This is a genomic window from Methylobacterium sp. GC_Met_3 (assembly GCF_026540775.1).
Classification (GTDB): domain Bacteria; phylum Pseudomonadota; class Alphaproteobacteria; order Rhizobiales; family Beijerinckiaceae; genus Methylobacterium.
This window is the reverse complement of the sequence record NZ_JALNUL010000008.1, coordinates 94,041-108,811: the sequence shown is the minus strand read 5'-3', so window position 1 is coordinate 108,811 and position 14,771 is coordinate 94,041. Positions and strand designations below refer to the sequence as shown.

At 68.3% G+C, this 14,771-nt stretch carries 10 protein-coding genes; 6 read left to right on the top strand and 4 right to left on the bottom strand.

Features of this window, described 5'->3' with window-relative positions; genetic code table 11:
* The first annotated feature begins 185 nt into the window (after positions 1-185).
* The 6 genes from OXS27_RS13190 (at position 186) to OXS27_RS13165 (ending at position 10,931) form a co-directional block, all read left to right on the top strand.
* A complete protein-coding gene (locus OXS27_RS13190) occupies positions 186-3,311 on the top strand; it encodes an MdtB/MuxB family multidrug efflux RND transporter permease subunit (protein ID WP_267356551.1) in 3,126 nt (1,041 codons plus the stop codon).
* Positions 3,308-6,766 (top strand): efflux RND transporter permease subunit, encoded by a 3,459-nt coding sequence (locus tag OXS27_RS13185; protein WP_267356550.1) that lies wholly within the window; start codon positions 3,308-3,310, stop codon positions 6,764-6,766. The genes OXS27_RS13190 and OXS27_RS13185 overlap by 4 nt, the downstream gene beginning before the upstream one ends.
* Before the next feature lie 194 nt (positions 6,767-6,960).
* Positions 6,961-8,475 (top strand): efflux transporter outer membrane subunit, encoded by a 1,515-nt coding sequence (locus tag OXS27_RS13180; RefSeq protein WP_267356620.1) that lies wholly within the window; start codon positions 6,961-6,963, stop codon positions 8,473-8,475.
* A 235-nt stretch (positions 8,476-8,710) separates the two neighbouring features.
* Positions 8,711-10,237 (top strand): glucose-6-phosphate dehydrogenase, encoded by a 1,527-nt coding sequence (gene zwf / locus OXS27_RS13175; RefSeq protein WP_267356549.1) that lies wholly within the window; start codon positions 8,711-8,713, stop codon positions 10,235-10,237.
* Between the two features lie 122 nt (positions 10,238-10,359).
* The gene (locus OXS27_RS13170) at positions 10,360-10,647 is read left to right on the top strand and encodes a hypothetical protein (RefSeq protein WP_243917571.1); all 288 of its coding nucleotides are present in this window, start codon (positions 10,360-10,362) and stop codon (positions 10,645-10,647) included.
* Entirely contained in the window at positions 10,644-10,931 is a 288-nt protein-coding gene (locus OXS27_RS13165) for a type II toxin-antitoxin system RelE/ParE family toxin (protein WP_267356548.1), read from the top strand. Before OXS27_RS13170 ends, OXS27_RS13165 begins: the two co-directional genes overlap by 4 nt.
* 85 nt (positions 10,932-11,016) lie before the next feature.
* Here OXS27_RS13165 and rnhA read toward each other — a convergent pair whose 3' ends face one another.
* From rnhA to OXS27_RS13145, 4 genes are all read right to left on the bottom strand, one after another.
* Positions 11,017-11,490 (bottom strand): ribonuclease HI, encoded by a 474-nt coding sequence (gene rnhA / locus OXS27_RS13160; protein WP_267356547.1) that lies wholly within the window; start codon positions 11,488-11,490, stop codon positions 11,017-11,019.
* Positions 11,491-11,497: 7 nt separating this feature from the next.
* A complete protein-coding gene (locus tag OXS27_RS13155) occupies positions 11,498-12,463 on the bottom strand; it encodes a homoserine kinase (protein ID WP_243917557.1) in 966 nt (321 codons plus the stop codon).
* A gap of 91 nt (positions 12,464-12,554) precedes the next feature.
* Entirely contained in the window at positions 12,555-13,556 is a 1,002-nt protein-coding gene (ispH, locus tag OXS27_RS13150) for a 4-hydroxy-3-methylbut-2-enyl diphosphate reductase (protein ID WP_243917555.1), read from the bottom strand.
* A 200-nt stretch (positions 13,557-13,756) separates the two neighbouring features.
* Complete coding sequence (locus OXS27_RS13145) at positions 13,757-14,602, bottom strand: NlpC/P60 family protein (RefSeq protein WP_267356546.1); 846 nt, start codon at positions 14,600-14,602, stop codon at positions 13,757-13,759.
* Positions 14,603-14,771: the final 169 nt, after the last annotated feature.

Below are 14,771 nucleotides of genomic sequence, written 5' to 3'. Positions count from 1 at the left end.
CCCTCCCCCCTCTGCGGGGGAGGGTGGCCCCTGCGACAGCAGGGGTCGGGAGACGGGAGCGACGCTTACAAAATGGGCGCAACCTTCATGAAGGCCCGCGTCCTGTTCTGCACCGTCGCTCCCCTCTCCCCCCCTGCTTCGCAGGGTACCCTCCCCCGCAGAGGGGGGAGGGAAGGGTCCCGCCCATGAACCCGTCCCGCCTCTTCATCCTCCGCCCGGTCGCCACCACACTGCTGATGCTGGCGATCCTGATCGTCGGCGGCGTGTCCTACCTGAACCTGCCGGTCTCGGCGCTGCCGGCCGTCGACTATCCGACGATCCAGATCCAGACCTTCTATCCGGGCGCCAGCCCCGAGGTGATGACCTCCTCGGTCACCGCGCCGCTGGAGCGGCAGTTCGGCCAGCTCGCCAACCTCAACCAGATGACCTCGCAATCCTCCGCGGGCGCCTCGGTCATCACCCTGCAGTTCAGCCTGGACCTGTCCCTCGATATCGCCGAGCAGCAGGTCCAGGCGGCGATCAACGCCGCCGGTAATTTGCTCCCTTCGGACCTGCCGGCGCCGCCGATCTACGCCAAGGTCAACCCGGCCGACGCGCCGGTGCTGACCCTGGCGCTCACCTCCAAGACGCTCCCGCTGACCCAGGTGCGCGACCTCGCAGAGTCGCGCTTGGCGCAAAAAATCAGTCAGGTGGCAGGGGTCGGTCTCGTGAGCATCTCGGGCGGCCAGCGCCCGTCCGTCCGGGTGCGGTTCAACGCGCGGGCGCTCGCCGCCTACGGGCTCAACATCGACGACCTGCGCACCACCATCACCAACCTCAACGTCAACACGCCGAAGGGCACGATCGACGGGCCCAAGCAATCCTACGCGATCAACGCCAACGACCAGATCCGAGACCCGAAGGCCTACAATGCGGCGATCATTGCCTATCGCAATGGCGCCCCGGTGATGCTCTCGGAGGTGGCCGACGTGGTCGAGGGGCCGGAGAACACCAAGCTCGGCGCCTGGGCCGACGCGACCCCGGCGGTGATCCTCAACATCCAGCGCCAGCCGGGCGCCAACGTCATCGCCACGGTCGACAAGATCAAGGCGCTGCTGCCGCAGATGCAGGCGAGCCTGCCGACCGCCGTGGCGGTGGCGCCGCTCACCGACCGGACCACCACGATCCGCGCCTCCGTGGAGGACGTGCAGTTCGAGCTGGGCCTCGCCATCGCGCTCGTCGTGCTGGTGATCTTTTTGTTCCTGCGCAGCCTGTCGGCGACCCTGATCCCGAGCCTGTCGGTACCCCTGTCGCTGGTCGGCGCCCTTTCGGTGATGGACCTGTACGGCTTCTCCCTCGACAACCTGTCGCTGATGGCGCTGACCATCGCCACCGGCTTCGTGGTCGACGACGCCATCGTGGTGATCGAGAACATCGCCCGCCACGTCGAGGCCGGCGATTCACCGCTCGAGGCGGCGCTCAAGGGCTCCCGCGAGATCGGCTTCACGATCATCTCGCTGACCGTCTCGCTGATCGCCGTGCTGATCCCGCTTCTGTTCATGGGCGACGTGGTCGGGCGGCTGTTTCACGAATTCGCCATCACGCTGGCCGCCACCATCGTGATCTCGGCGGTGGTGTCGCTGACCCTGGTGCCGATGCTCTGCGCCCGGCTCCTGAAGCACGTGCCCGAGGCGCAGGTCCGCCGTCGCGAGGGTGCGATCTCCCGGCTGGGCCGGCGCGCCATCGACGGCACGATCGAGGCCTACGGCCGGGCGCTGCGGGTGGTGCTGAACCACCAGGGCCTGACCCTGCTGGTGGCGGTGGGGACGCTGGGGCTGACCGTCTACCTGTTCGCGGTGATCCCGAAGGGCTTCTTCCCGGTCCAGGATACCGGCGTGATCCAGGGCATCACCCAGGCCGACCAATCGGTCTCCTACGCCGCCATGGCCGAGCGCCAGCAGCGCATGGCCGAGCTCGTCCTGAAGGACCCGGACGTCGCCAGCCTGTCGTCGTTCATCGGGGTCGACGGCCAGAACGTCACGCTCAATTCCGGCCGGATGCTGATCAACCTGAAGCCCCGGGACGCGCGCACGGCGTCCGCCAGCGCGATCATCCGGCGGATCTCGGCAGCGGCCGCCAACCAGCCCGGCATGCGGCTCTACATGCAGCCGGTCCAGGACCTGACAATCGACACGGCGGTCTCGGCGACCCAGTACCAAGTGATCCTGGAAAGCCCGAACATCGAGGATTTCGAGACCTGGGTGCCCCGCTTCACCGAGGCGCTGGCGCAATCGCCCGTGGTGCGGGACGTGGCCAGCGACCACCAGGGCGAGGGGCTCGCCGCCTACGTGACCATCGACCGGCCCACAGCCGGCCGCTACGGCATCACCCCGGCGACCATCGACAACGCCCTCTACGACGCTTTCGGCCAGCGGATCATCTCGACGATCTTCACCCAGTCCAACCAGTATCGGGTGATCCTGGAGGCCGATCCGAAGCTGCACACGACGCTCCGCAGCCTCGATTCGATCTACCTGCCCTCCTCCACGGCGACCAACGGGCAGGTGCCGCTCTCCGCGGTGGCGCGGATCAGCGAGCGGCGGGCGCCGCTCTTGATCTCGCATCTCGGCCAGTTCCCGGCCACCACCGTGTCGTTCAACCTCGCCCCCGGCGCGGCCCTGGGACAGGCAGTCGAGGCGATCGACGCGGTCAAGGCCGAGATCGGGCTGCCGCCCTCGTTCCGGGTGGTGCCCCAGGGTTCAGTCTTCGCCTTCCAGTCGGCGCTCGGCAACGAGCTGTTCCTCGTGCTGGCGGCGATCGTCACGGTCTACATCGTGCTGGGCGTGCTCTACGAGAGCTTCATCCACCCGATCACGATCCTCTCGACCCTGCCGTCGGCGGGGATCGGGGCGTTGCTCGGCCTGATGCTGTTCGGCTTGTCGCTCGACATCATCGCGGTGATCGGCATCGTGCTGCTGATCGGCATCGTGAAGAAGAACGCGATCATGATGATCGACTTCGCGCTCCAGGCCGAGCGCGAGGACGGGCTCGATCCCCGGGAGGCGATCTTCCAAGCCTGCCTGCTGCGCTTCCGGCCGATCCTGATGACGACCCTGGCGGCTTTGTTCGCCGCGGTGCCGCTGATCCTCGGCACCGGGGTGGGCTCGGAGCTGCGCCAGCCGCTCGGCATCTGCATCGCAGGCGGTTTGATCGTCAGCCAGGTGCTGACGCTGTTCACGACACCGGTGATTTATTTGGCGTTTGACCGGCTGGAGCGGCGGATTTCCGGTCGGCGCGATCCTGATCTGGCAGGCGGCGAGGCGCTGCCGTGAACATCTCCGAGCCGTTCATCCGGCGCCCGGTCGCGACCACGCTGCTGACCATCGGGGTGCTGCTTGCCGGGCTGTTCGCGTTCCTGAAGCTGCCGGTGGCGCCGCTGCCGCAGATCGACTTCCCGGTCATCCTGGTCCAGGCCCAGATGGCCGGCGCCTCCCCCGACACCATGGCCACCACCGTGGCGGCGCCGTTGGAACGGCGGCTCGGCGCCATCGCGGACGTCAACGAGATGACGTCGACCAACACGCTGGGCTCGACCCGGATCGTGCTGCTGTTCGGCCTGAACCGCGACATCGACGGCGCGGCCCGCGACGTCCAGGCGGCCATCAACGCGGCCCGCGCCGACTTGCCGACTGCGCTGCGGCAGAACCCGACCTACCGGAAGTTCAACCCCGCCGACACGCCGATCATCATCCTCGGCATGACCTCGGAGACGCTGACGCGTGGCCAGGTCTACGATTCCGCCGCCACGGTGGTGCAGCAGAAGCTGTCGCAGCTCCCCGGGGTCGGCAACGTCGATATCGGCGGCTCCTCCCTGCCGGCGGTGCGGGTCGAGCTCGATCCCACCGCCCTGTTCAACTACGGCATCGGCCTCGAAGGCATCCGGGCGGCTCTGGCCTCGGCCAATGCCAATTCGCCGAAAGGCGAGATCGACGCGGGTGAGCGCCGCTACCAGCTCTACGCCAACGACCAGGGCCGCAAGGCCGCCGATTATCGCGACATCATCGTGGCCTACCGCAACGGGGCTGCCGTGAAGCTCACCGATGTCGGGCAGGTGCTCGACGGCGTCGAGGACAAGCGCAACCTCGGTATCGTCAACGGCAAGTCCGGCGTGCTGCTGTTCGTCTACAAGCAGCCGGGCGCCAACGTGGTCGAGACCATCAACGCCGTGAAGCAGGCGCTGCCGCAGATCACGGCCTCGCTCCCCGGCGGCATCGACATCAAGCTCACCGGCGACCGCAGCGCCACGATCCGCGCCTCGCTCTCGGCCACCGAGGAGACCCTGCTGGTGGCGGTCGGCCTCGTGATCCTGGTGGTGTTCGGCTTCCTGCGCTCCTGGCGGGCGACGCTGATCCCGGCGGTGGCGGTGCCGATCTCGATCATCGGTACCTTCTCGGCGATGTATCTGCTGGGCTACTCGCTCAACATCCTGTCGCTGACCGCGCTGATCATCGGCACCGGCTTCGTGGTCGACGACGCCATCGTGGTGCTGGAAAACGTCCAGCGGCACATTGAGGAGGGCAAGCCCCGGCTCCAGGCGGCCTTGATCGGCGCCCGGGAGGTCGGCTTCACGGTGATCTCGATGAGCCTGTCGCTCATCGCGGTGTTCCTGCCGATCCTGCTGATGGGCGGCCTCGTCGGCCGCATCTTCCAGGAATTTTCCGTCACCCTGTCGCTGTCGATCCTGATTTCCCTGGTGTTGTCCCTTACGACGACGCCGATGATGTGCGCCCGGCTGCTCCGGGCCGAGGGGCACGGCCCCCACGGCGAATCCCCGGCGGGCCGCCGGCCAAACCTTCTGATCCGGATGCTGGAGGGCGGCTTCTCCCGGCTGCTCGGCGCCTATGCGCGGACGCTGGAGGTGGCGCTCGCCCATCCGCGCCTCGTGCTGCTGACCCTGCTCGCCACGGTGGGGCTCAACGTCTACCTCTACATCATCGTCCCGAAGGGCTTCTTCCCCGAGCAGGATACCGGCCAGATGATGGGCGGCGTCCAGGCCGACCAGCGCATCTCGTTCCAGTCCATGGAACAGAAGCTCAAGCAGGCGGCCGCGATCGTCGGCGCCGACCCGGCGGTGGAGAGCGTCGTCGGCTTCACGGGCGGGCGCGGCACCAACTCGGCCAACGTGTTCATCGGCCTGAAGCCGCTCAACGAGCGGGCGCCGATCTCGGCCGTGATGGCGCGGCTGCGGCCGAAGCTCGCGCAAGTCGCGGGCGCGCGGCTCTACGTCTTCCCCCGGCAGGATTTGCAGATGGGCGGCCGTCAGAGCTTCGCCCAGTATCAGTACACCCTCCAGGGCGACACGCCCGAGGAGCTGTTCGCCGCCGCCCCGAAGCTGGTGGCGGCCCTCCAGAAGGACCCGACCTTCGCGGACGTGACCTCCGACCAACAGGAAGGCGGCCTGGAGAGCCGGGTGGTGATCGACCGCAACACGGCCTTCCGCTACGGCATCACCCCGAACAAGATCGACAACACGCTCTACGACGCCTTCGGCCAGCGCCAGGTCTCGACGATCTACAACCCGCTGAACCAGTACCACGTCGTGATGGAGATCGCGCCGCGCTACCTGGAGACGCCGGAGACGCTGAAGCAGATCTACGTCTCGACCTCGGGTGGCAACGCGGCCGGCTCGGCGACCACCAACGCGGTGGCCGGTACCGTGGCGACGGCGGGCGGCGTCAACACCAATGCGGCGACCGGCACCAGCAGCCCGGGCAGCGGGTCGTCGGCGACCGTCGCGGGGGCGACCACCGGATCCGGCGCGGTCGGCGGCAGTCCCGGCGGCGGCGCGGCTGCGACGGCTGCCGCCTCCGCGAGTACGGCCGACACCGCCTCGAATGCCGCCGCCATCGCGTCTGACTCCGCCCGCAACGCCTCGGCCAACGCCATCGCGGCCTCGAAGGGCGGCGCCTCGTCGAGCGCCCCGGTCTCGGCCGCCAAGGAGACCATGGTCCCGCTCTCGGCCTTCGCGCGGATCGAGCCCGGCAACGCGCCCACGCAGGTGAGCCACCAGGGCCTGTTCGTGGCGACCACGATCTCATTCAACCTCGCCCCGGGCAAGAGCCTGTCGGACGCCACCGAGGCGATCGACCGGGCCATGGCCAACCTGCACCTGCCGGCCACGATCCACGGCGAGTATGCGGGCGCGGCCAAGAACTATGTCGCCTCGGCCTCGCGCCAGCCGCTGCTGATCCTGGCGGCGATCCTGGCGGTCTACGCGGTGCTGGGAATCCTGTACGAGAGCTTCGTGCATCCGCTCACGATCCTCTCCACCCTCCCCTCGGCCGGCGTCGGCGCGGTGCTGGCCCTGCTGGTGACCGGGACCGACTTCACCATCATCGCGCTGATCGCGGTGTTCCTGCTGATCGGCATCGTGAAGAAGAACGCGATCATGATGATCGACGTGGCGATCGATTCGGAGCGGACCCGGGGCGCGAATCCCGTGGATGCGATCCGGGAGGCCTGTCTCCTGCGCTTCCGGCCCATCATGATGACCACGCTGGCGGCCATGCTCGGCGCCGTGCCGCTGATCCTGGCCAACGGCGAGGGCGCTGAACTGCGCCGGCCGCTCGGCATCGCCATCGTGGGCGGGTTGATCGTGAGCCAGATCCTGACCCTCTACACCACCCCCGTCGTCTATCTCACCCTTGACCGACTCAGGCACAGGGTGCTCGACCGCCGCAGGCGCGCCGGACGGGGCGGAGAAGCGGCCCTGCCGGCCGGAGAATGATGGTCAAGGTTTCACGTGAAACATCGGCGGCCGCGGTCGTGCGCGAGGGTTTGTCCAGCCCGCGCCCTCATCCTGAGGTGACCGAGTCAGCGGGCCTCGAAGGAGGGCTCCGAGAATCGCGGCGTCTTCTGGAGGGCTCCTTCGAGGCCTGCGCTGCGCTCTGGCACCCCAGGATGAGGGTACGGTTGGGACGTGTGTCCGCCAACAATCGTCGGCTCCCCATCTTCGCCACCCTCCTCTTCGCCGCCCCCCTGGTGACCGGCTGCGTGGTCGGCCCCGACTATTCCCGGCCCTCCGTGGAGACGCCGCTCGGCTACAAGCAAGGCGGCGTCCGGGAGGACAGCCCGGCCTATGTCGCGGCGCGCAAGAAGGGGTTTCGCGAGGCGCGGCCGAGCGATGCCGTCGAGCGCGGTGACTGGTGGCGGGTCTTCCGGGATCCGAATCTCGACCGGCTGATCCGCCTCGTCGATGTCGACAACCAGTCCCTGCGGCAGGCGGTGGCGAATTACCGGCAGGCCCGGGCGCTCGTCGCCTCGGCCCAGGCCGCCCTGTACCCGACGGTGATCGGCGCCCCGAGTATCACCCGCGCCGGCAGCGGCAGCACCGTCCGCACCAGCGAGTCCCTGGTCGGTCAGGCGAGCTGGCAGCTGGACCTGTTCGGCGGAACCCGCCGCACCATCGAGAGCGAGGCGGCGCTGGCGCAATCCGACGCCGCCACCATCGCGCTGACCCGCCTGACCATCCAGGCCGAGGTGGCGGCCGATTACCTGACGGTCCGCTACGCCGACTCGCTCCAGAAGGTGCTCGACGAGAATGTCGAGAACTTCAAGAAGACCGCGGCGATCACCGAGAACCAGTATGCCGCCGGCGTGGCGGCCCGCTCCGACGTCATCACCGCGCAGACCCAGGTCCAGACCATCGAGGCCCAGGCCATCGCGGTGCGGCTGACCCGGGTGCAATACGTGAACGCCATCGCCACCCTGATCGGGCGCCCGCCCTCCGAGGTGTCGGTCCCCGTGGGCGGCATCAACCGCAATCCGCCGGCCGTGCCGGTCGGCATCCCGGGCGATCTGCTGGAGCGGCGCCCGGACGTCGCCCAGGCCGAGCGGCTGGTTCAGGCCCAGAGCGAACGCATCGGCGTCGCGGTGGCGGCTTTCTTCCCCACCGTGACGATCTCGGCCCAGGGCGGCGTTTCGGGACTCACCCGCAACGGTCTGTTCTCGGCGGCCAACCAGTTCTGGTCGGTGGCGGGCTCGGCCAGCGAGGTGCTGTTCGACGGCGGTGCCCGCACCGCGGCCCTGCGCTCGGCCGAGGCCGCCTACGACGCGCAGGTGGCCAATTACCGGCAGGTGGTGCTCGCGGCCTTCGCGGAGGTCGAGAACCAGATGGCGGCCCTGCGCATCCTCGGCCAGCAGCAGTCCGCGCAGGACAAGGCCGTCGAGCTGTCGCGCAAGGCGGTGGAGATCACGCTCAACGAGTACCGGGCCGGCACGCAGAACTTCACCACCGTGGTGACCGCGCAGGGCTTGCTCGTGTCCAACGAGATCAACGCCCTGCAGGTGCGGCTGAGCCGCTTTACCGCGGCGGTGACGCTGATCCGGGCGCTGGGCGGCGGCTGGGACGTGCGGTCGCTGCCGAGCGATTCCGAGCTGAAGGGCCCGAGCCTGCCGATCGACCGGGGCGGCCAGGCGGTCCGCCCCGACGAATAAGGCTCGGCAGGTCATGGGTTTCAAAGGGGATGAATCCCTTTTGTGGGTGCAGGGCAGAGCTCTGCTGTACGGATCCTGGCCCCCCTCTCGGGGGTCCGGGATCTGTATGCCGGGGTTTCACCCCGGCTCCCCACCAAAGGGCTGAGCCCTTTGGGATCCCCTTGATCGGAACGGACCTCCGGCAGGACGGGTTGTCCCGCCGGTTTGCTGCACCGCAGATGGACGGGAGTCGGGGATGGCCGAGCAGACGACAGCCCTCAAGAACGATGCGGCCTGCGGCACCAAGCCGGCACCGCCCTGCACGCTGGTGATCTTCGGCGCGGGCGGCGACCTGACCAAGCGCCTGCTGATGCCCTCGCTCTACAACCTTTCGGGCGCCGGGCTGCTGCCGGAGGGCTTCTCGATCCTCGGCGTCGACCACAACGACGGCACCGACGAGGGCCTGCGCGACACCCTCACCAAGACCCTGGAGGCGTTCAGCAAGGACCCGACCTCGGAGTTCCACGCCGACCATATCGATCCGAAGAGCTGGGGCTTCATCCGGGAGCGCCTTCACTACCTGAAGGGCGATTTCGAGAAACCGGAGACGTTCGCCGCCATCAAGGCGAAGGTGACGGGCAACGCGGTGTTCTACTGTGCGGTGGCGGCCCGGTTCTTCGGGACGATCGTGGACGGGCTCGGGCAGGCCGGCCTGCTCAAGCAGGAGGGCGACAATTTCCGCCGGGTGGTGATCGAAAAGCCGTTCGGCTCCGATCTCGCCTCGGCCCGGGAGCTCAACGCCCGCATCCTCAAGCAGGGCGACGAGAGCCAGTTCTACCGGATCGACCACTTCCTCGGGAAGGAGACGGTCCAGTCGATCATGGCGTTCCGCTTCGCCAACGGGCTGCTGGAGCCGGTCTGGCGGCGCGAATATATCGACAGCATCCAGATCACGGCGGCCGAGACGGTCGGCGTCGAGGAGCGCGGCGGGTTCTACGAGCCCACGGGCGCGCTGCGCGACATGGTGCCGAACCACATGTTCCAGCTCCTCTGCATGGTCGGCATGGAGCCACCGAACTCCTTCGACGCGGAGGCCGTGCGCACCGAGAAGGCCAAGCTCGCTGAGGCCGTGCGGCCGATTCCGCCGGAGGATGCGGTGCGCGGCCAGTACACGGCCGGCACCTCCGAGGGGCGCGACGTGCCGGCCTACCGGGACGAGCCGCATGTCGCCAAGGACTCGGTTACCGAGAGCTACATCGCGTTGAAGCTTCACATCGAGAACTGGCGGTGGGCCGGCGTGCCGTTCTACATCCGCACCGGCAAGCGCATGACCGGGCGGCGCACCGAAATCGCGGTTCTGTTCAAACCGGCCCCGTTCAAGATGTTCGAGGACACGCCGACCGCCGATCTCGGGCCGACCGTGATGCGGATCCAGATCGACCCGGATCACGGGGTGAGCACCGAATTCAACGTCAAGGTGCCGGGGCCGCAGATGAAGATCGGCCGCGTGCGCTCCGGCTTCCGCTACAAGGATTTCTTCGCCGACACGCCGAATGTCGGCTACGAGACCCTGCTGTACGATTGCATGACCGGCGACGCGACGCTGTTCCAGCGGGCCGACAACATCGAGGCCGGCTGGGCGGCGGTGGACCCGCTGCTCCAGGGTTGGCCGCAGGCGGATGTGAAGTTTTACGCCGCCGGCAGTCCTGGTCCGAAGGAGGCCGACGATCTCCTGGCCCGCGATGGCCGGCACTGGCTGGGGCTAGACGGGACGACGGATTGAGAACCGAAGAGCCGTGCCGGATCTGACGACCGAGGGCTCGAATGCGGCTATTTTCCGGCCCACCGCGGCATGGTAATCTCCAACCATCCTGAAGATCTTCCATCAGGCAGGGGACGGTGACTTTGGGCGAGGCCACGTTCACCTTCCAGGTCGATGAAGCCCTGAAGACTGCGTTCTCTCAGGTCGCGCGGGAGCGCGACCGCAATGACGCTCAGCTGTTGCGTGATTTCATGCACGCATACGTTCAGCAGCAACGGGACGAAACCCAGCATGACGCTTGGTTTCGTCGGCAAGTTCAGATCGGCCTGGACTCTGCCAAGAGTGGCCGCGTGATCCCCACCGAGGATGTCGAAGCCCGGTTCGCCGCCAAGCGGTCAGCCACGCAGCGACGGCTTAATGCCTTGAAATGAGGGCCTTGGTCTGGACGCTTGAAGCGCTTCAGGACCGCGACGCAATCTACGATTATATCGAGGCCGATAATCCAGCCGCTGCATTGACGCTCGACAAGCGGTTCGCCGAGCGCGCCGCGTGCCTGGTGGAGCATCCAGCCCTTGGCCGGCCGGGCCGCGTCACGGATACCCGTGAGCTGATCGTCCACCGGCGGTACATCATCGTCTACGACGTGGACGAGACTGCCGTGCGGATCCTTCGGATCTTGCACGTCGCTTTGCAATGGCCGCCCTGGTCGAGCTGAAAGCTTCTCCGGAAGCTTCGGGGGCATCGTTGCCGCGTACGGGAGGAAGGATTTTGGCGATTGGGAGTCCTCGCCAGTCTCGATCTCAGAGCCGCTTGAACGGCAGCATCGCCGCCACCGCCAGCGCATCGACCCGGTTGTTCAGCGGGTCGCTGGCATGGCCCTTGACCCAGTGCCACGCCACCTCGTGGCGTTCCCGGGCGGCGTCGATGCGGCGCCAGAGATCCTCGTTCTTCACCGGCTTCTTGTCGGCGGTGCGCCAACCCCGCGCCTTCCAGTTGTGGATCCAACTGGTGACGCCCTGGCGCAGGTACTGGGAGTCGGTGAACAGGTCGACCCGGCAGGGACGCTTCAGCGCCTCCAGCGCCTCGATCGCCGCCAGGATCTCCATGCGGTTGTTGGTGGTGTGGGCCTCGCCCCCGGAGAGTTCCTTCCGAGTATCGCCGAAGATCAGGATCGCGCCCCAGCCGCCCGGCCCGGGATTCCCCGAGCAGGCGCCGTCCGTGTAGATCTTCACGCGCGTCGGCTCGGCGGCGGGTTCGGTCACGTCGGTGCTCATCCGGTCCTCAGCCCTGCCGCCCGTAATCCCGCGCGTCCCGCGCCTGGCGATGGAAGGTGAGCCGGCGATCGAATTCCCGCGGATCCTTCGGCTTCACCAAGGCGCCGGGCGGCACGTTCAGCCAGTCCACCAGCCGGGTCAGCATGAACCGGAGCGCCGCCCCCCGGCACAGGATCGGCAGGGCCGTGACCTCGGCGGGCTCAAGGTGGCGGACAGCCTCGTAGCCGGCAAACAGGGCTGTCGCCATGTCGTGGTGGAAGGTGCCGTCGGGGTCGAAGCACCACGCGTTCAGGCACACCGCGATGTCGTACGCGAAGGCGTCCGTGCAGGCGAAGTAGAAGTCGATCAGCCCCGACAGGGCGTCACCGATGAAGAACACGTTGTCGGTGAACAGATCCGCGTGGATCACGCCCCCCGGCAGGCCTTTCGGCCAGTGTGCCTCCAGAAAGGCGAGGTCGTCCCGGGTGCGCGCCGCGAGACCGGGCTCGACCGTGTCGGCCTGATCTTCGGCCTGCGCGAAGAGCGGCCGCCATGCCGAGACCGAGAGGCTGTTGTCCCGCACCATCGGGAAATCGCGGCCGGCAGCATGCAGCGCGGCGAGCGCCCGGCCGAGTTCCCGGCAATGCTCGACGCCGGGGGTCTTGACCGAGACGCCCTCCAGGAAGCTGACGATGGCGGCGGGCCGGCCGCAGAGCTGCCCGAGGGCCTGGCCGGCCCGGTCCCGCACCGGCTGCGGGCAGGCGAGACCGCGGGCCGAGAGATGCTCCATCAGCCCGATGAAGAACGGCAGGTCGGCTTCCCGCACCCGCTTCTCGTAGAGCGTCAGGATGTAGGAGCCGCCGGTGGTCTGGAGAAAGAAGTTCGAGTTCTCGACGCCCTCGGCGATGCCCTTGAAGGAGAGCAGGCTTCCGATCGCGTAAGCCGACAGGAAATCGGCGAGCGCCGTGTCGGATACCTCGGTGTAGACGGCCACGTGTTCGCGCTCTGAATTTTTGGAACTTCGATACGACGAGGGGCGCCGAAGCGCCCCCGCATAAAGCCTGCTGCGCCTGTGTCCAGGCTGCCTATTCGGCGGCCTCGCTGCGCAGTTCCCGCGGCAGCGGGAACACCATGTCCTCGATCACGGTCGAGACCGTGTCGACCACCACGTCGTAGCGGGCCGCGAAGGCGTCGATGATTTCCTCCACCAGCACCTCGGGCGCAGAGGCGCCGGCGGTGAGGCCGAGCTTGCGGATCCCCTCGAAGGCCGGCCAATCGATCTCCTCGGCGCGCAGCACGAGGCGGGTGATCGGGCAGCCGACGCGTTCGGCGACCTCGCGCAGGCGCTGCGAATTCGAGGAGTTCGAGGAGCCGACCACGATCAGGGCATCGACCAGCGGCGCCACCTGCTTCACCGCCTCCTGGCGGTTGGTGGTCGCGTAGCAGATGTCGTCCTTGTGCGGCCCGGTGATGGTCGGGAATTTCTGCTTGAGCGCCTCGACGATGTGCCGGGTGTCGTCCACCGACAGGGTCGTCTGGGTCACCCAGGCGAGGTTGTTGGGATTCTCGGGGTTCAGGGCGCTGATCTGCTCCAGATCCTCCACCAAGGTGATCGAACCCTTGGGCAACTGGCCCATCGTGCCCACCACTTCCGGGTGGCCCGAATGGCCGACCAGCAGCACATGGCGGCCGCGCTTGTGATGGATCTCGGCCTCGCGGTGGACCTTGGTCACCAGCGGGCAGGTGGCGTCGATCGTGGTCAGCCCGCGCGAATCGGCGTTGGCCGGCACGGTCTTCGCAACGCCGTGGGCGGAGAAGATCACCGGGGCGGCGCCATCCGGCACCTCGTCGAGTTCGCGGACGAACACGGCGCCCTTCCGCTTCAGGCTCTCGACCACGTACTTGTTGTGCACGATCTCGTGCCGGACGTAGACGGGCGGCCCGTAGATCGCGAGCGCCCGCTCCACCACGTCGATGGCCCGCACCACGCCGGCGCAGAAGCCGCGTGGGGCACAGAGCAGGATCTCCAGCGGCGGCTTGCCGGTGGTGCCTGCGACGGGCTCGGAAGGCGTGATCGTAGCGGTCATGCGGGCGATGTGGCGAGGGTGGGGCTGTCCTGTCAACAGGATTGCCCTACGAACCGGGCAGAACAGGGAAGCGGACGGGCTCTGTAGCACGTTTGCCGCGGGAATTGGAGCCGCGTCCGCTCCGAACCTCACGGGGTGCCGCGAGACCGGTCCCGACCCTGCGCGGGGAGCGAGGCCGCACGGGCGCCTGCGGCAGCCTGTCAGAGCCGCCGGATTCCCGTCACCGCGCCGAAACTGTTCGCCTGGATCCGCTCCACCGCCCCGGCCAGGGGCTCGACCGCCACCGCCATGTGGTGGCCGTTGGCGTGGATCAGCGTCTCCGGGTCGAGCATCAGCCCGACATGGCCGCGCCAGAACACGAAATCGCCCCGGCGCAGGCCGGTCAGAGCGAGGGGCAGCGCCTGCCCGAGATCCCGCTCCTGCAGGTCGGCATCACGCGGGCAGGCGAGCCCCGCCGCATCCAGGCAGAGCTGCACGAGGCCCGAGCAGTCGAGCCCCAGCGTCGTCCGGCCGCCCCAGAGATAGGGTGTTTCCACGAGGCGCGCGGCCGTGCCGGCGTAGTCCGGCGCATGGTCCGCCACGGGGGCGCAGTGCCGGGCGAACACGTAGCCGCCCGGGGTCTCCAGATACGCGCCCGTCGCTCCGGTCACCACCAGACGCACCCCGAAACTCAGATGGGCGAGAACCGGCCGCTTCAGGTCGGGTTCCGGATACAGGAAGGTGCGCAGAGCCGTGACCCGGTGGGTCGGCTCCGGCCCGGCCGGGCCGAGGCTGTCGGCGGGCAGGTAGCCGACATAGCCGTCACGGGCGAGCTGCACGAAGGCGAAGCCGTTTGCCGCGTCGTACAGGGTGACGGCGTCGCCGAGCAGCGCTTCGGTGTCGAGCCCGGCATCCGGGGCAGGCGCGCGCCGCAGGGGAGCGAAGGGCGCCGTCACCCGGCGGGGGCTGCCGGCCACGAAGCGCGCGGCGGCCACCCGGCCGCGCAGGCGCTCATCGGCGATGTCGGAGCGGGCGGGCGTCAGCCGGGAATCGAGGGAGTCGGTCATGGGGAAATGCTACCAGAACGGGTTCACGATGGGATGAACGCCCGGCGGCATGGGCGGGAATCCGTTGCGCAATCCCGTCTGCGCTTCTATGTCGCACGGGATGCCCAATGGGAAAGGATGCGGGTCCGAGGTTTTCGCGTGCTCGACGGCCCCGCCGAACCGATGCGTC